Below are 17,157 nucleotides of genomic sequence, written 5' to 3'. Positions count from 1 at the left end.
ACAAGGTCACCATGTCCACCGATCCGATCGTCAACATCTCCACGCTCAACAAATGGTACGGCGACTTCCATGTGTTGCGCGACATCAACCTCGAAGTCGGCCGCGGCGAGCGCATCGTGATCTGCGGCCCGTCGGGGTCGGGCAAGTCGACGCTGATCCGCTGCATCAATGCGCTGGAGGAATTCCAGGAGGGCGAGATTGTGGTCGACGGCATCGAGCTTGGCCCGAACCTGCGCCGCGTCGACGAGGTCCGCCGCGAGGTCGGCATGGTGTTCCAGAGCTTCAACCTGTTCCCGCATCTCACCGTGCTCGACAATTGCACGCTGGCGCCGATCTGGGTGCGCAACATCCCGAAGAAGGACGCCGAGGCGACCGCGATGAAGTTTCTGGAGCGGGTCAAGATCCCGCACCAGGCCAACAAGTTTCCCGGCCAGATGTCGGGCGGTCAGCAGCAACGCGTCGCGATCGCGCGCGCGCTGACCATGAACCCGAAGGTGATGCTGTTCGACGAGCCGACCTCGGCGCTCGACCCGGAAATGGTCAAGGAGGTGCTCGATACCATGGTCGATCTCGCGCGGGAGGGCATGACCATGCTGGTCGTGACCCACGAAATGGGCTTTGCCCGCGAGGTCGCCAACCGCGTCGTGTTCATGGACGCCGGCCAGATCATCGAGTCGAACACGCCGCAGGAATTCTTCGCCAACCCGCAGCACGCGCGGACGAAGCTGTTCTTGAGTCAGATTTTGCGGTGAGGGCGGGAAGCGGCGAATAGCGAATGGCGAATAGAGATTTTCCGCTGTTCGCTACTCACCATTCGCTATTCGCTACTTACACGAACGGCAGCTGAATCTTGCTGCGCTTCTCCAGCCATTCCGGCGCCGGCAGGTTCTTCGAGCGCATGAACTCCGGATTGAACAGCTTTGACAGATAGCGGCTGCCGGAGTCCGCCAGGATCGTGACGATGGTCTTGCCGGGGCCGAGCTGCTTGGCGAGCTGGATCGCACCGGCGATGTTGACGCCGGTCGAGCCGCCGAGGCACAGGCCCTCGTGCTCGAGCAGTTCATAGATCACGGTCACGGCTTCCTCGTCGGAGACCAGGAAGGCGGTGTCGACCTTCGCGGTCTCGACGACCGGCGTGACGCGGCCGAGCCCGATGCCTTCGGTGATCGAGTCGCCCGGGGTCGACTTGGCTTGACCGTTCTTGAACAATTCGTACATCGCAAAGCCGTGCGGGTCGGCGCAGGCGGTGACGATGTCCTTGTTCTTCTCCTTCAGATAGCGGCTGGCGCCGGCGAGCGTGCCGCCGGTGCCGACCGAGCAGATGAAGCCGTCGATCTTGCCGCCGGTCTGCTGCCAGATCTCTGGCCCGGTCGATTCGTAATGCGCCTTGGCATTGTCGAGATTGTTCCACTGGTCGGCGAACAGCACGCCGTTCGGTTCGGTCTTGCGCAACTGATCGGCGAGCCGACGCCCGACATGCTGGTAGTTGTTCGGATTGGAGTACGGCAGCTGCGGCGACTCGATCAGCTCGGCGCCGCACAGCCGTAGAAAGTCCTTCTTCTCTTTGCTCTGGGTGTCCGGAATGACGATGATCGTGCGATAGCCGCGCGCGCTCGCCACCACCGCCAGCCCGATGCCGGTATTGCCCGCGGTCGATTCGACCACGAGGCCGCCCGGTTTGAGATCACCCCGCTTCTCGGCTTCCAGGATCATCCACTTGCCGGCGCGGTCCTTGACCGACTGGCCCGGGTTCATGAACTCGGCCTTGCCGAGGATGGTGCAGCCGGTCAGTTCGGAGGCGCGCTTCAGCTTGATCAGCGGCGTATTGCCGATCGCTTCGATGACGTCTGTGTTGAATGCCATGTTGGGGAATTTCTTTGTCTGACGGTGTCTTACCCGAGCGAACCTAGTGCGCCGATCGAAAAAGGAAAGGGCTTTTGCACCGCGGCAAAGGGGCGGAGAACACGGTTCTTCTGGCCATGCGACCGGCTGGCAGAATCTTCCTGCGGATCAACGTTTCGCGCGAAGTTGCGCGAGGCCACCGACGATCGATTCACGGACGCCGTGCGATCGCCGGCGGCGGCCGCGTGTGGGCGCAATGATGGTGCCGGCCTCGACCCGACACGCGGCAAGTTGCGGATTCGGCGCCACAGGAGGGAGAAATCCCCATGAAATCTTGGTAAGAATCGCGACCGACCGCGCGCCTGCGATTGCGCGAAAAGGCCGTAAAAAATAGGGCGAAATCGACCTTTCAGCGCGCCCGAAATCGCGGTGGATGCGACCTTGGACGCCCCCGACAGGACTGTCCGCCCCCTTGCGCCAGGGGTAGTATGGGCCAGGCCGGTTCCATTGAAAGCATCACCCCGTGAACGACCCCCAGACCATCCCCGAACGCGTCATTGGGACGCCGCGGGTGGACTCTGTGCTCGGCGGAGAACGGGTGTGACCCAGCCAGTGCCCGCGACGGTCCCCGGAGGCCCCCTTGGCCTCGTCGTCCGCGTGCGACGGCTCGCGGGCCGGTCGTTTGTCGCGCTCGGTCTCCTCGCCAGTTCCGCCGGCTGCATCCTGACCCAGGACATTCCCGATCCGGCGCTCGATATCCCGCAGGGCTACAAGGCCGCGCGTCTCGGCAAGCCGGGGGATGCGGTGCCGACGCTCGACTGGTGGCGGGGCTTTCGCTCGGCGGAGCTGACGCAGCTGATGGAGGAGGCGCAGACCGTCAACCTCGATATCGCCGCAGCCGTGGCGCGGTTTCGCCAGGCCGACGCGCTGGCGCGGCAGGCCGGCGCTGCGCTGCTGCCGGCCGTCAATCTCAACGGATCGGAAAGCTACTCGCGCACCTCGGGCTCGAGCGCCAGCGGCCTCTCGATCGGCGGCCGCGAGGTCGTGAACTACAACGCGTCGCTGAGCGCGAGCTATCAGCTCGACTTCTGGGGCCAGAACCGCGACGCGCTGCAGGCGGCGGAGGAGACCGCGGTCGCCAATCGGTTCGACCGCGAGGTGGTGGCGCTGACCACGCTGTCGAGCGTCGCCAACGCCTATTTCACCGTGCTCGCCAGCCAGGACCGGTTGCGCACTGCCCAGCGCAACATCGCCAGCGCCGAGCGCATCCTCAACGCCATCAAGGACCGCTTCAAGGCCGGCACCGGCACCGATCTCGACGTCGCGCAGCAGGAGAGCGTGCTCGCCAACCAGCGCGCGCTGGTGCCGCCGCTGCGCCAGACGCTCGAGCAGAACATCAACGCGCTTGCGGTCTTGGTGTCGCGGCCGCCGGAAAGCGTGCGGATCGCCGGCGGCACGCTCAATTCGGTCGGTATCCCCCGCGTCACGCCGGGCTTGCCGTCGGAATTGCTGACCCAGCGTCCCGATATCCGCCGGCAGGAGGCGCAGCTCGCCTCCGCCACCGCCAATGTCGGCAGCGCGCGGGCGCAGTTCTTTCCAAGCATCCAGCTGACCGGGCAGGGCGGCTATCAGAGCCAGGCGCTGGTCTCGCTGTTCCAGCCGCACGCGGCGTTCTTCAGTCTGGTCGGCAGCGCGACCCAGCCGATCTTCGACGGCGGCAGGATTCTCGGCAATTTCGAAAACGCGAAGGCAAAGCAGGACGAGCTGCTGCAGACCTACCGCAAGACCGTGGTCCAGGCCTTTACCGACGTCGACAATGCGCTGGTCGCGATTCGCGAGACCACGCGAAAGCTGCAATTGCAGCGTGACGTGCTGTCGGCCTCGCGGCGCGCCTTTCAGCTCGCCGAGCAGCAGCTCAAGGCCGGCACCGCCGATATCGTAACTGTGCTAAACACCCAGCTGACTCTGTTCCAGGCTGAAGATGCGTATTCCCAGGCCCAACTGGCGCGGCTGCTGGCGATCGTGAGCCTGTATCAGGCACTGGGGGGCGGCTGGGAACCGAAGATGGAAAGACCGGTCGATGCTCTTTAGGCCCGATTCCAAGGAAAGGGACGACGACAAAAGCACCGCGCGGCCCCGGCGGAGCGTGCTCTCGCGCGTGCTCGGGCGCATCGTGTCGCTCATCATCACGCTCGTGATCCTCGGCGGTCTCGGCTATCTCGGCTGGCTCGCGTACCAGCCCAAGCAGGGCGGCGGTGGCGGCCGCGGCGCGTTCGCGCGGCCTGACCTGCCGGTGCCGGTGCTGGCCGCAACGCCGCGCGTACAGGACGTGCCGGTCTATCTCGACGGCGTCGGCTCGGTGAAGGCGCTCAACACCGTCACGGTGCGCTCGCAAGTCGACGGCAAGCTGATCAAGGTCAATTTCGTCGAGGGCCAGGACGTCAAGAAGGACGATGTGCTCGGCGAGATCGATCCCGCGATCTACCAGGCGCAATACGACCAGGCGGTGGCCAAGAAGGCGCAGGACGTCGCGCTGCTCGCCAACCAGAAGCTCGACCTCGCCCGCTATGAACAGCTTGCTGCCACCAATGCCGGCTCCAAGCAGCAGGCCGACACCCAGCGCGCGCTGGTGGCGCAGCAGGAGGCACTGATCAAGGCCGACCAGGCCGCGATCGACAATTCGGCGGCGACGCTGAGCTACACCAAGATCGTGGCGCCGATGTCGGGCCGCGCCGGCCTGCGCCAGGTCGACCAGGGCAACATCATCCACGCGGCGGACGCCACAGGGCTCGTGATCCTGACCCAGCTGCAGCCGATCGCGGTGTGGTTCAGCCTGCCGCAGCAGCAGATCATGCGGGTCAACGCGGCAGCGGCGAAGGGCCAGCTTGCGGTCGACGTGTTCGGCAATGACGGCGTCACCGTGATCGACACCGGCAAGCTGACCGGCATCGACAACCAGGTCGATCCGACCACCGGCACGCTGAAGCTGAAGGCCGAATTCCCCAACGCCAATTATCAGCTCTGGCCCGGCCAGTTCGTCAATGTCCGCCTCAAGGTCGAGACGCTGTCACAGGCGATCGTGGTGCCGACCTCGGCCGTGCAGCGCGGGCCGGCCGGCACCTTCAGCTATGTGATCGGCGAGGGCGACGTCGTCACCGCGAGGCCCGTCACGGTGACGCAGCAGAACGAGCATGACGCCGTCATCGCCAGCGGCCTCACCACGTCCGACCGCGTCGTGACCACGGGCTTTGCCAATCTCGCCGACGGCGCGAAGGTCGTGATCGGCAAGGATGACGGCCCGCCGGCCGCCGATCTTGCGCCGCGCAAGCGCAGCCGCAGTCCCGACGGCAAGGGCGGCGGCCAAGGTCAGGGCCAAGGCCAGGGGCAGGGTCAGGGGCAAGGCAGAGAGGGCAAGAAGGACTGGCCGGGCAAGGGCGGCGAACATCGCGGCCGGCAGGAGCACAGCGAAGGCGATCAGAAGGGGCAGACCGGTCCGGCACCGGCGGCGGGGGGCGAACAGTCAGGCGCGGCGAAGCAGCCATGACCTAACCGACAACCTCGTCATGATCGATCTCACAGCGAGCACGCAGCCATGAGCGTCTCCGAACCGTTCATCCGCCGGCCGATCGCCACCTCGCTGCTCGGCATTGCGCTGATGATCGGCGGCGCGCTCGGCTACTGGGCGCTGCCGGTCTCGGCGCTGCCGCAGGTCGACTTCCCGACCGTGCAGGTGACGACGCAATTGCCGGGCGCGAGCCCGGACGTCATTGCGTCGCTGATCACCGCGCCGCTGGAACGGCAGCTCGGCCAGATCCCGTCGCTGTCGTCGATGAACTCGACGAGCTCGTTCGGCGTCAGCCAGATCTCGCTGCAGTTCGACCTCAACCGCGACATCGACGGTGCGACGCAGGACGTCCAGGCCGCGATCAACGCCGCGGCCGGCATCCTGCCCAAAACGCTGCCGTACCCGCCGGTCTACAACAAGGTGAACCCGGCCGACGCGCCGGTCATGACGCTGGCGCTGACCTCGGACACCATCTCGCTGCGGGCGATGAGCGATCTCGCCGACACCCTGCTGGGGCAGCGGCTGGCGCAGATTTCCGGCGTCGGCCGGGTCTCGATCCTCGGCGGCCTGAAGCCGGCGGTGCGGGTGCAGGCCGACCTCGCCCGGCTCGCCGCCTACGGCATCTCAATGGAGGACCTGCGCAACGCGATCGCCGGCGCCAACGTGTCGGGGCCGAAGGGCTCGCTCGACGGCGCCCAGCAGTCCTACACCATCGCCGCCAACGATCAGATCGCCGCCGCCGACGCCTACCGTCCCATCATCATCGCCTACCGCAACGGCTCGCCGGTCACGATCGGCGACGTCGCCCAGATCATCGACGGGCTGGAGAACGACCGCACCGGCGGCTGGTACAACGGCACGCCGGCCGTCATCATCGACATCCAGCGCCAGCCGGGCGCCAATGTGATCGACGTCGTCAAGCAGATCCGCAACGAGATCCCGCGGATGCAGCGCGCGGTTCCGGCCGGTGTCAATCTGACCATCGTGTCCGACCGCACCGTGACGATCCGCGCCTCGGTCCGCGACGTGCAGTTCACGCTGGTGCTCAGCGTGGTGCTGGTGACGCTGGTGGTGCTGCTGTTCCTGCGGTCGCTGCGCGCGACCCTGATCGCCGGCGTCGCGCTGCCGCTGTCGCTGATCACGAGCTTCGGCATCATGTATTTCGCCGGCTTCAGCCTCGACAATCTGTCGCTGATGGCGCTGACCATCGGAACCGGCTTCGTGGTCGACGACGCCATCGTCATGATCGAGAACATCGTCCGCCACATGGAAGAGGGCGAGACGGTGATGGAGGCGTCGCTGAAGGGCGCCAGCGAAATCGGCTTCACCGTGATCTCCCTGACGGTGTCGCTGATCGCGGTGTTCATCCCGCTGCTGTTCATGTCCGGACTCGTGGGGCGCATGTTCCGCGAATTCGCCTTGACGCTGACCATCGCGGTGGTGACCTCGGCAATCGTGTCGCTGACGCTGACGCCGATGATGTGCTCGCGGCTGCTCAAGAACATCCACGAGGAAGTCGCGATCCCTGGCCTCGCCGCGGTCAGCCGCTTCATCGACTGGACGGTGACGCTGTATCACCGCACGCTGCTCTGGGTGCTGCAGCGCCAGCGCGCGACGCTGTTCGTGACGTTCGCGACCATCGCGCTGACCCTGGTGATGTATGTGCTGGCGCCGAAGGGCTTTCTGCCGCTGCAGGATACCTCCTCGATCACCGCGGTGACCGAGGCCGGCCCCGACGTCTCGTTCGCGGAAATGCAGCGGCGGCAGACCGAGGTCGCCAACATCCTCAAGGCCGATCCCGACGTGGTCGGCGTGGTCTCGGTGATCGGCTCGGGCTCGGTCAACCCGACCACCAATGTCGGCCGCCTGGTGATGACGCTGAAGGCGCTCGACGAGCGGCCCGATGGCGTCGCCAAGGTGGTCGAGCGCCTCAAGCAGAAGGTGGCGACGGTGCCCGGCATGACCGTCTACTTCCAGCCGGTGCAGGACGTGCAGATCTCGACTCAGTCGAGCCGCTCGCAATACCAGTACACGCTGACCGGCACCGACGCCGCCGAGGTCTCGCAATGGGCGCAGAAGCTGGTCGCCGAGATGCGGCGCGATCCGATCTTCCGCGACGTCTCCTCGGAGGCGCAGGAGGGCGGCTTGCGTGCGGCGCTCAACATCGACCGCCAGCGCGCCGGCCAGCTCGGCGTCAGCCTGCAGGTGATCAACGACACGCTGAATGACGCCTTCGCGCAGCGGCAGATCTCGACCATCTACGGACAAGCCAACCAGTACCGCGTGGTGCTGGAGGCCCTGCCGACGTACCAGCGCGATCCATCGATCCTGTCGAAGCTGTATGTCCCGGGCGTCGCGGCAACCCCGGGCAGCCCGGCCGGGCAGGTGCCACTGTCGGCGGTCGCGACGCTGACGCGGACCACGGCGCCGCTTGCGATCTCGCACCAGGCCCAGTTCCCGTCGGCCTCGCTCAGCTTCAATCTGGCGCCGGGCGAGGCGCTCGGCGACGCCGTCGACGCGGTGAAGGCGATCGAAACCCGGATCGGCATGCCCGGCAGCATCGCCGGCATCTATTCCGGCGACGCCGCCGAATTCGCCCGCTCGCTCGCCGGACAGCCCTGGCTGATCCTGGCCGCGATCGTCACGATCTACATCGTGCTCGGCGTGCTCTATGAGAGCTACATCCACCCGATCACCATCCTTTCGACGCTGCCCTCGGCCGGCGTCGGCGCGATCCTCGCGCTGTGGCTGTGCGGGCAGGACCTCTCGGTGATCGGCCTGATCGGCATCATCCTGTTGATGGGCATCGTCAAGAAGAACGCGATCATGATGATCGACTTCGCACTGGAGGCCGAGCGGCATCAGGGCATGTCGTCCTATGACGCGATCGTGCAGGCCTGCCTCTTGCGCTTCCGTCCGATCATGATGACGACGCTGGCGGCGCTGTTCGGCGCGCTGCCGCTTGCGATCGAAAGCGGCACCGGCGCCGAGCTGCGCTTCCCGCTCGGCATCTCGATCATCGGCGGCCTGCTGCTCAGCCAGTTGCTGACGCTCTACACCACGCCGGTGATCTATCTGGCGCTCGACCGGCTCAACCGCCGGATCGAGCGGGCGGTGCCGGATCCCGGTCCCCGCGGGCCGCCGACCGCGGGCGCGACCGAAGGCATTCAGTGATGTCGATCTCGGAGCCCTTCATTCGCAGGCCGGTGGGCACCACGCTGCTTGCGATCGGGCTGTTCCTGGTCGGCATCGTCGCCTATCAGTTCCTGCCGGTGTCGTCGGTTCCGAATGTTGACTTCCCGACCATCCGGGTGTCGGCGACCCGGCCCGGCGCCGATCCGTCGGTGATGGCCGCGACTGTCGCGGCTCCGCTGGAGCGCAAGCTCGGCACCATCGCCGGCGTCGACCAGATCACCTCGACGAGCTCGCTCGGTACCACCAGCATCCAGGTGCAGTTCTCGATCGGCCGGGACATCGACCGCGCCGCGCGCGACGTCCAGGCCGCGATCAACGCCTCGCTCGCCGACCTGCCGAGCGACCTGCCGACGCTGCCGAAATTCCGCAAGGCCAATCCGGCGGCGGCGCCGGTGTTCGTGCTGGCGCTGACCTCGAAGACGATCTCGACCAGCGCGATGTACGACGTCGCCGACACCGTGATCGCGCAGCGCATCTCGCAAGTGCCGGGGGTCGGCGAGGTGACCGTCAGCGGCGCCGACCAACCGGCGGTGCGCATCGCGCTCAACCCGGTGTCGCTGGCCAACGCCGGGATCGCGACCGACGACGTCCGGCTCGCGATCATCAACGCCAATCCGCTCGGGCCGGTCGGCATCTTCAACGGCGGCCGGCAGAGCGAGACGCTATCGATCAACCGGCAAATGCGCACCGCGGCCGAGTTCCGCGACATCATCATCAAGAGCTCGATCGGCAATTTCGTCCGCCTCGCCGACGTCGCCGAAGTCGAGGATTCCGTGCGCAATTCGCGCTCGATCGCCTGGTTCAACAAGCAGCCGGCGGTGCTGATCCAGATCACCAAGCAGGGAGATGCCAACGTCATCGACACCGTCGACCGCGTCCGCGCGCTGCTGCCGGAGCTGAAGCAATGGATCCCGGCCGGGGTCGAGATCTCGACCCTGGTCGACCGCACCGGAACGATCCGCGCCAGCGTCGAGGACATGCAGTTCACGCTGCTCGCGACCGTGGTGCTGGTGATGGTCGTGGTGTTTGTGTTCCTGCGCCGCATGGTGCCGACCATCGCCGCCGGCGTCTCGGTGCCGCTGGCGCTGGCCGGCACCTGCGCCGGGATGTGGCTCGCCGGCTTCTCGATCGACAATCTGTCGCTGATGGCGCTCGCGATCTCGGTCGGCTTCGTGGTCGACGACGCCATCGTGATGATCGAGAACATGTACCGCAATCTCGAGCAGGGCATGGCGCCGTATCCGGCCGCGCTCGAGGGCGCCAAGCAGATCGGCTTCACCGTGCTGTCGATCTCGTTGTCGCTGATCGCCGCGTTCACGCCGCTGATCTTCATGGACGGCGTGGTCGGCCGGCTGCTGCGCGAATTCTCGCTGACCCTGGTGTTTGCGATCGCGGTCTCGACCGTGGTGTCGCTGACGGTCACGCCGATGATTTGCGCGCACTACATCAAGGAGGCGACCTCGGACCACGCCACCTGGTACGACCGCGCCATCGAGGGCACGCTGTCGCGCGTCGTCGCGTTCTATACGTCGACCCTGCGGATCGTGCTCGGCTATCCGTTCCTCACCTTGATCGTGTTCTTCGCCACTATCGCGCTGACGGTGACGCTCTACATCAAGACCCCGAAGGGCTATTTCCCGACCGACGACAGCGGTTTTGTCATCGGCTCGACGCGCGCCTCGGCGGACATCTCGTTCCAGGCGATGCTCTCGCTGCAGCAGCGGCTGGCCGACATCGTGATGGCCGATCCCGCGGTCGCCGGCATCGGCTCGTCGGTCGGCTCCGGCGGCGGGCCGGGCGGGGCGACCTCCAACCGCGGCACCATGTTCATCAGCCTCAAGCCGCCGGAGGAGCGCGGCGGGCTCTCGACCGCGCAGGTGATCGACCGGCTGCGCCGCAATCTGTTCATGGTGCCCGGCATCCGCCTGTTCATGTTCGCGGCGCAGGACATCCGCACCGGCGGCCGGCAGAGCGATTCCGACTACCAGTACACGCTGGCCTCGACCGATCTCGATCTGCTGCAGAAATGGGCGCCGATCGTCGCCAAGCGGATGGAGACGGTGGAGGGCATCACCGACGTCTCCTCCGACCGCGATCCCGGCGGCCTGCAGCTCAACCTCGTGATCGACCGCAAGACCGCCTCCAGCCTCGGCGTCCGCGTCCAGGACATCGACAACGCGCTCAACAACGCGTTCGCCCAGCGCCAGATCTCGATCATCTACACCCAGCGCAACCAGTACATGGTGGTGCTGGAAACCGATCCCAAATTCCAGAGCGACCCGTCGAACCTCGACCGCGTCTATGTCGCCGGCGCCGGCGACGCGCAGGTGCCGCTGTCGGCCGTGGTGCATTACCAGCGCGGACTGTCGCCGCTCGCGGTCTATCACTCCGGCGGCTTCCCCTCGACCACGGTGTCGTTCAACCTGCTGCCCAACGTGCCGCTCGAGGTCGCAACCAGCAACATCCAGCAGGCGGTCAACGAGTTGCACATGCCGGAGGGCATTCGCGGCAGTTTTGACGGCAATGCCGGCGACTTCAACAAGACCAGCGGCCGGCAACCGCTGTTGATCCTCGGCGCGCTGGTCGCGATGTATATCGTGCTCGGGGTGCTCTATGAGAGCCTCGCGCATCCGATCACGATCATCTCGACCTTGCCGTCGGCTGGGCTCGGCGCGCTGCTGGCGCTGCAGGTCACCAACACGCCGCTGACCGTGATCGCCTTCGTCGGCATCATCCTCTTGATCGGCATCGTCAAGAAGAACGGCATCATGATGGTCGACTTCGCGCTCGAGGCCGAGCGGCATCAGGGCCTGTCGTCGCGCGATGCGATCTTCGAGGCCTGCCGGGCGCGCTTCCGCCCGATCCTGATGACGACGATGGCGGCGCTGTTCGCCGGCGTCCCGCTGGTGATAGCGACCGGCCCGGGCACCGAGCTGCGCCGGCCGCTCGGCATCACCATCATCGGCGGCCTGTTCGTGTCGCAGATCCTGACGCTGTACACGACACCGGTGATCTATCTCTTGATCGACCGGCTGCGGCAGCGCTCCGCGCCGTCCGCCGTCCCCGCGCCGGCGGAATAAACGGCTCGAGAGCGCTCTGGCGCGAGGTGCACGGCAAAATGCCGCACCTCGCATCGAAGCGGAAGAGACACGATTTTCGGCAGACGCGAGAATGGCTTGTCGATTGCGTCTACGCCTCGCCGCAAAGCGCCGCGGCCGGAGCGAATTGTCGTCAACTTCACACTTTAGGTTGTGGCCGGGATGCTAGGCTTGGTCGCCGGCGATGCGCTGGGCGCACGCCGCCAACTCGATGTCATATTGCGGAAGGAGAGGATGATGGCGAAGGCACGCTACACGGTTCTCCACGGTCAGTATCGTATTCATCGCGCCGACGATCCGCGGCGAGGCCCGCAGCCCGACGGCGACACCATCCGCTTCGAGCCGGCCAACCTCGAGCTCCTGGCCTCGTTGCCGCGCTTTTCCGCCCGGCCGCCGGACATCCGGTCGAAAGGCATCAATGTTCGCTACGAAGGCATCGATACGCTGGAAACCCATTTTGACGGGGCCCATCAAAACGACAGGTTCGCCTTCGGTGCCCGCGACAGGAATCTGGCGCTGCTCGGCTACAAAGGTGTCCAATTTTTTGCGGACGAACCCAACATCGTGTCGGCCGTCGACGTTGACCCGTTGCCGGGTTACGTGGTGGCCAACGGCATCGAGTCCAACGGCCGCTTGCTCGGACTGGTCTATGTCGGCGTTCCACCGACGGAGGATGGACAGCCGCTGTTTGTCGACGAGGCACGGCTCGACGGCAGCGTGAACGCCACACTGGTGCGCGCGGGCCTTGCCTATGTCGAACCCTATGACACGATGCCAATCGCTCTCATCGATCGCTTGCGTAGCATCATTGCGCAGGCCAGGGCTGATAACGCCGGGATGTTCGACAGCGAGAGCGTCGGGGTGGAAAAACCGGCCACGATCGTCGCGCTCAATGATCTCCAGGCTCTGGTGATGTGGCCCAAATTGTTCAGGCGGCTTGTCACCTTTATCCGGGAGGGCCACAGCGGTTTGTCCGAATTCGACAGCTGGATTCGCCAGGACCCGGTCAGGCGCGACGACACTTTGCGCCTTCCGAACGGCGAAAAGGCCAACATGCACGACACCTTCGAGATCTCCGGCAACCGCCTGTCGCTGCGTTTCAATCCCGAGGATCTGATCATTGCGCCCGATCCGGCCCCTTAACGAGACGGTCTGAGCGAGGCCGGCCTTGCGTTGATGTTGCTGGCGCGGCCATTGGCGGCGTATAGCCGTGGCATGTCGAATCCTGTCGAAGCCCCCGATGTCGTGGCCGATTGCCCGCATTGCGGCAAGCCGCTGCCGCTCTGCATCTGCGACAGCGTCACGCCGATCGAAAGCCGCATCCAGCTACTGATCCTGCAGCATCCGCAGGAGCAGGACAGGGCGCTCGGCACCGCGCGGCTGACCGCCCGTCATTTCGAGAATGCGGTGCACCGGATCGGATTGTCCTGGCCCAGCCTCGCCAAGGCGCTCGGTCGGCCGGTGGCCGATCCGGCGCGCTGGGCGGTGCTCTATCTCGGCTCGGCCAAGGTCGAGGACCTCGATACCGATGCCGAGATCGTCGCGATCAACCGCAAGGGCGAACTGGAGCCGAACCAGCGCAGCATCCTCGGCCGCATCGAGGGCATCGTGCTGCTCGACGGCACCTGGAGCCAGGCCAAGGCGCTGTGGTGGCGCAATCCCTGGATGCTCAGGTGTCAGCGGGTGATCCTCGGACCGAAACGGCCCTCGCGCTACGGCCAGTTGCGACGGGAACCGCGCCGCGACGGCCTGTCCACCATCGAGGCGGCGGCGATGCTGCTGGGGGCGCTGCAAAAGCGGCCGGACATCGCCGAGGCCTTGAACGACAGTTTCGATCGGATGCTGACGCGCTTCCGCGACGTCCAGGCAACGATGCCGGAACTGGCGCCGAAACCGAAGAAGCGGGATTTTCGCCGGCGCCGCCGGAACTAGATCGCTTGCCAGGCCATCCCGCGTGCTTACGGGACGACCGCCCAGTAGACGCGCCCGTTGGTGTTCGGGTCGGTGCCGTCGCTGGTCGAGAAGATGATGCCGGTTGGCTGATGGGAGAATCGGCCGCCGCCGTGCTCGTTGATGTCGGTGAAGGTTGCGTGCCCGGGGCCAAGCTGACGCTCATTCTCGTAGACGACCAGCTTGGACGTACGATCCCCCTCGACGGTCGGCTTGTCGGCTTCGGCCTGCAGTTCCTGCGACAGGTCGCGCGCCACGGATGCTAGTTTGTACCGTTCGAAGGGCCCGGTCAGTTGCACGACTTCTCGCCCTGCCGGCCGTTTCGGGGGAGGCGGGACGACGGCCCAATAGGTGCGGCCATTGGTATTCGGATCGCTGCCGTCGCTGCTCGAGAAGACGATGCCGGTTGTCTGATGAGAAAATCGACCGCCCCCCAGCTTGTCGATCTCGCCGAACCCCGTGTGTGCGGGTCCGAGCGGACGGTCATTCTCGTAGACGACCACCTTGGATGTGCGATCCCCCTCAACCGCCGGGTCGTCGGCTGCGGCCTCCAGCTTGCTCGGGCGCGCCACCGATGCAAGGGCGTACCGCTCGAAGGGGCCCATCAGACGCACAACGTTGTCACCCTTCGGTTTCAGCTCGATCGGAACGACAGCCCAATAGTTGCGGCGGTTGGTGTTCGGATCGGTGCCGTCGCTGCTTGAGAACAAGATGCCGTTCGGCAGGTGGGAAAACCGGCCGCCGCCCAGCTTGTCGATTTCCCCGAACCCCACATGCGCCGGGCCGAGCGGGCGATCGTCCTCGTAGATGACCAACCGCGATGTGCGGTCGCCGTCGATGGCTGGGTTGTCGGCTTCGGCATTCAGGTTGACCGGGAACGCCACCGAAGCAAGCCCGTACCGCTCGAAGGGCCGCGTCAGGCGCACGACCACTTCGCCCTTCGGTGTCGGATCGACAAAGCTTCGATCGAGATACAGGGCGGCGGCGAAATAGACGGCAAGCATGGCCGCGCAAAGCGACCACAGCCATCGCCTGTCGATGGACCTGCTCGCCCGGCCATCGGGCCTGGCATCCGGGGTGGCGGCGCGTATGAACCTGATGGTGTGGTCTACCAGACGTTGCGTCGCCGCTTCCGAAGAGGCACTGGAACGGCGTTCTTCCAGGCGGCGTTCATGGACGTTTTTCACGGCGTTGGTACTCTGAAATTCAAATAGTGTGAAACAAACGAATGATGGGTACGTGACTATCGAACGCTGTGCTGCAAAGACAGCACATCAGCAGTGATGGTTGTTGAGAAGGCAGTCTGCGCCGCTCCACATCGCGCATTATGCGCCAGGTTTGCAAGCCGGCGGTCCCGAATTGACGCGCGGCTCTGCCAAAGGTTTCGGTAATCTCCCGGCCGGTCTGCCCGGCACAATAGGTCTGTGCCGGGTTCCCAAGGAATTCCCAAGCAAAGGAACATCATCCTACCGAGAACAGAATGGGCACGCCAGCGTCAGACGCGCGGCGGGTCGAGTTTCAGAACTCCACCTGGAACCGCGTGAGAGCGGTTGCTTAAGCCCTTGCAGGTCTGTATTGATCCGCCCCCAAGGGGCCACGTGGCGGAGTGGTTACGCAACGGTCTGCAAAACCGTGTACACCAGTTCAATTCTGGTCGTGGCCTCCACTCATTCTTAGAGGCTTGCTTAGCGGCTTGCTTTCAGCGACTTGCAGCCAACAGATGAGAAGCCGCATTAGCTTGCGGCGTACCAGCCTTCAGGAAACGGAATCAACGGCCAGGGCGCATCATTGTCATTGGCGGCGCGCGGCGGCGGCTGAATGCGGGGCGACGTCTGGGCCACGAAATCCTCCTGAGCAATGGGCGCGACGGCCGCTCGCACGGCGTCCAGCAACAGATCAAATTCGACTTCGCTCATCGCGCTCTCCGAGGTTCGAGAGCGCCATGGTCGCAAAACGGTCTTCGGTCCGGATTGAGCGAATCGTTCGAATTTTACGAAAAGGACGATGGCATCCGCTCTGGTTAATGAGGCGCTAACATCTCCCTTCGCGTTTTAGGCCGGGCCGTCGATCGCCTCGTGTGAAACAAATCACATTCTGCGAAAAACAGCGGACGCTTGAGCGCTGCAGCAATCCTACGGTGTCAGGAAGACGTGACCATGAAGGCACGTCTCGGACGCGGCCGCCGGACGCGTCGGTCAAGCGATCACGCCAGCCTGGTCAGATCTCGCGGCAGCATCCCCTTGAACAGTTCGAGCACGCGCCGTGCCTGTCGTGCCGGCAGGGTGATCGCGTGACGTACGGCGGCTGCGATCAGCGTCATGGTCAGCCCTGAGAAGGTGGCGAGGGCGGCTGCGGGCAGATCGGGCGCGATCCGCCTGACAGCCTCGGACAGCAGGCCCGCGAGCGCGGCCATGTCCTTCGCGTCGAGCTGCTGCAGGGCGCGGTCGGCCTGGGTCGCCTGCCAGATGTCGCGCATCACGGGCTCGCGCATGAACATCTCGTAGTAGCTGTCGACGATGCGGCACAGGGCAGGGTGCAGGTCGCGCGCGGTGGTCACGGCGGCCAGGTCGCGCCTGACGCAGTGGCGCCCAACGGCGTTGTAGCGTTCCGCCAGCGTGCCGATGATCGCGGTCTTGTCCGGGAAATATTGATAGAGCGAGCCGAACGCGATCCCGCTGCGTTCGACGATGTCGCTCATCCGGAACGCCTCGCTGCCCTTCTCGGCCATGATCTCGGCCGCACAGGCCAGGATGCGCTCGAAGCGCAAGCGGCTGCGCTGTTGCGCCGGGGCAAGCCGCGCCAGCCCGGCCTTAGGCTCTGTCGCCGCGGGCGCGGCCTTTCGTCTCGTCATCGGTCGGCTCCGCGATCGGGTGTTGACCTCCTTAATACGAGAGTTTATCGCATTTATCAAACACGAGCAATCCTCGCATTTGGAGATCGAACGATGCGCCAGCTTCTGACCTCGGGCCTGTTGTGGTTTTCCGCGATCGGCTGCGGCCTGATCGCCGGGCTGTATTTCGCGTTCTCGGCCTTCATCATGACCTCGCTCGGCCGCATTGATCAGTCGGCCGGGATTTCCGCGATGAACGCCATCAATGTCGATATCCTCCGCTCGCTGTTCATGCCGCTGTTCCTCGGCACCACACTCGCCTGCGCGGCGCTGGTGTTGCTGGCAAGCCTGCAGTGGCAGGAGCCGGGCGCGCTCGCGATGATTTGCGGCGGCGTCATCTATGTTGTCGGCATGTTCGTCGTCACGATGGTCTTCAACGTGCCGCTCAACGACCGGCTTGCCGCGACCGATCCGGCGAGCAGCGCGGCCGCGCCGATCTGGGCGCGCCACCTGACCGACTGGACCTTCTGGAACCACGTGCGGACGGTCGCCTCGACCGCGGCGATGGTGCTGTTCATGGTCGCGATCGCCCAGCGATAGCGCGATTGCGGTCCGGAGAGCCGTGTCAGCAATCGAAGCGTATCTGTCGAGAATCGGGGCAGGGCGGTTCACCGCAT

The 17,157-nt window shown here is 65.4% G+C and carries 12 protein-coding genes and 1 tRNA gene; 9 read left to right on the top strand and 4 right to left on the bottom strand.

Annotated features, from left to right (window positions below; genetic code table 11):
• Positions 1-11: 11 nt before the first annotated feature.
• Positions 12-752, top strand: a complete 741-nt coding sequence (locus CI41S_RS27515) for an amino acid ABC transporter ATP-binding protein (protein WP_139483710.1) — start codon at positions 12-14, stop codon at positions 750-752.
• A 76-nt stretch (positions 753-828) separates the two neighbouring features.
• Here the strand turns inward: CI41S_RS27515 and CI41S_RS27510 are convergent, their stop codons facing one another.
• A complete protein-coding gene (locus CI41S_RS27510) occupies positions 829-1,863 on the bottom strand; it encodes a cysteine synthase A (RefSeq protein WP_139862445.1) in 1,035 nt (344 codons plus the stop codon).
• Positions 1,864-2,499: 636 nt separating this feature from the next.
• Here CI41S_RS27510 and CI41S_RS27505 point away from each other — a divergent pair.
• The 6 genes from CI41S_RS27505 (at position 2,500) to CI41S_RS27480 (ending at position 13,632) form a co-directional block, all read left to right on the top strand.
• Positions 2,500-3,933 carry an efflux transporter outer membrane subunit gene (locus CI41S_RS27505; RefSeq protein ID WP_244626718.1) on the top strand — a complete coding sequence of 478 codons (1,434 nt, stop codon included), beginning with the start codon at positions 2,500-2,502 and terminating at the stop codon, positions 3,931-3,933.
• On the top strand, positions 3,923-5,386 hold the full coding sequence (locus tag CI41S_RS27500; RefSeq protein WP_139862443.1) for an efflux RND transporter periplasmic adaptor subunit: 1,464 nt from the start codon (positions 3,923-3,925) through the stop codon (positions 5,384-5,386). Before CI41S_RS27505 ends, CI41S_RS27500 begins: the two co-directional genes overlap by 11 nt.
• 48 nt (positions 5,387-5,434) lie before the next feature.
• Complete coding sequence (locus tag CI41S_RS27495) at positions 5,435-8,581, top strand: efflux RND transporter permease subunit (protein WP_139862442.1); 3,147 nt, start codon at positions 5,435-5,437, stop codon at positions 8,579-8,581.
• On the top strand, positions 8,578-11,682 hold the full coding sequence (locus CI41S_RS27490) for an efflux RND transporter permease subunit (protein ID WP_139862441.1): 3,105 nt from the start codon (positions 8,578-8,580) through the stop codon (positions 11,680-11,682). Before CI41S_RS27495 ends, CI41S_RS27490 begins: the two co-directional genes overlap by 4 nt.
• A gap of 255 nt (positions 11,683-11,937) precedes the next feature.
• Positions 11,938-12,843, top strand: coding sequence for a thermonuclease family protein (locus CI41S_RS27485; protein WP_139862440.1), 906 nt, complete (start codon positions 11,938-11,940; stop codon positions 12,841-12,843).
• A gap of 72 nt (positions 12,844-12,915) precedes the next feature.
• Complete coding sequence (locus CI41S_RS27480; protein ID WP_139862439.1) at positions 12,916-13,632, top strand: tRNA-uridine aminocarboxypropyltransferase; 717 nt, start codon at positions 12,916-12,918, stop codon at positions 13,630-13,632.
• Positions 13,633-13,658: 26 nt separating this feature from the next.
• Here CI41S_RS27480 and CI41S_RS27475 read toward each other — a convergent pair whose 3' ends face one another.
• Positions 13,659-14,837 carry a hypothetical protein gene (locus CI41S_RS27475; RefSeq protein WP_139862438.1) on the bottom strand — a complete coding sequence of 393 codons (1,179 nt, stop codon included), beginning with the start codon at positions 14,835-14,837 and terminating at the stop codon, positions 13,659-13,661.
• 405 nt (positions 14,838-15,242) lie between these two features.
• Between CI41S_RS27475 and CI41S_RS27470 the strand changes: the two genes are divergently transcribed.
• Positions 15,243-15,316: transfer RNA gene (locus CI41S_RS27470), tRNA-Cys, on the top strand.
• A 67-nt stretch (positions 15,317-15,383) separates the two neighbouring features.
• Here the strand turns inward: CI41S_RS27470 and CI41S_RS27465 are convergent.
• Positions 15,384-15,566 (bottom strand): hypothetical protein, encoded by a 183-nt coding sequence (locus tag CI41S_RS27465; RefSeq protein WP_139483694.1) that lies wholly within the window; start codon positions 15,564-15,566, stop codon positions 15,384-15,386.
• A 287-nt stretch (positions 15,567-15,853) separates the two neighbouring features.
• Complete coding sequence (locus CI41S_RS27460) at positions 15,854-16,501, bottom strand: TetR/AcrR family transcriptional regulator (protein WP_139862437.1); 648 nt, start codon at positions 16,499-16,501, stop codon at positions 15,854-15,856.
• A gap of 93 nt (positions 16,502-16,594) precedes the next feature.
• On the opposite strand from CI41S_RS27460, the gene CI41S_RS27455 reads away from it, so the two are divergent.
• On the top strand, positions 16,595-17,080 hold the full coding sequence (locus CI41S_RS27455) for an anthrone oxygenase family protein (protein ID WP_139862436.1): 486 nt from the start codon (positions 16,595-16,597) through the stop codon (positions 17,078-17,080).
• The last annotated feature ends 77 nt before the right edge of the window (positions 17,081-17,157 follow it).

Origin of the sequence: Bradyrhizobium ivorense (assembly GCF_900696085.1) — a bacterium.
In the GTDB taxonomy this organism is placed as follows: Bacteria; Pseudomonadota; Alphaproteobacteria; order Rhizobiales; family Xanthobacteraceae; genus Bradyrhizobium; species Bradyrhizobium ivorense.
The sequence above is the reverse complement of the archived record's forward strand: the minus strand, read 5'-3'. Positions and strand labels throughout refer to the sequence as shown.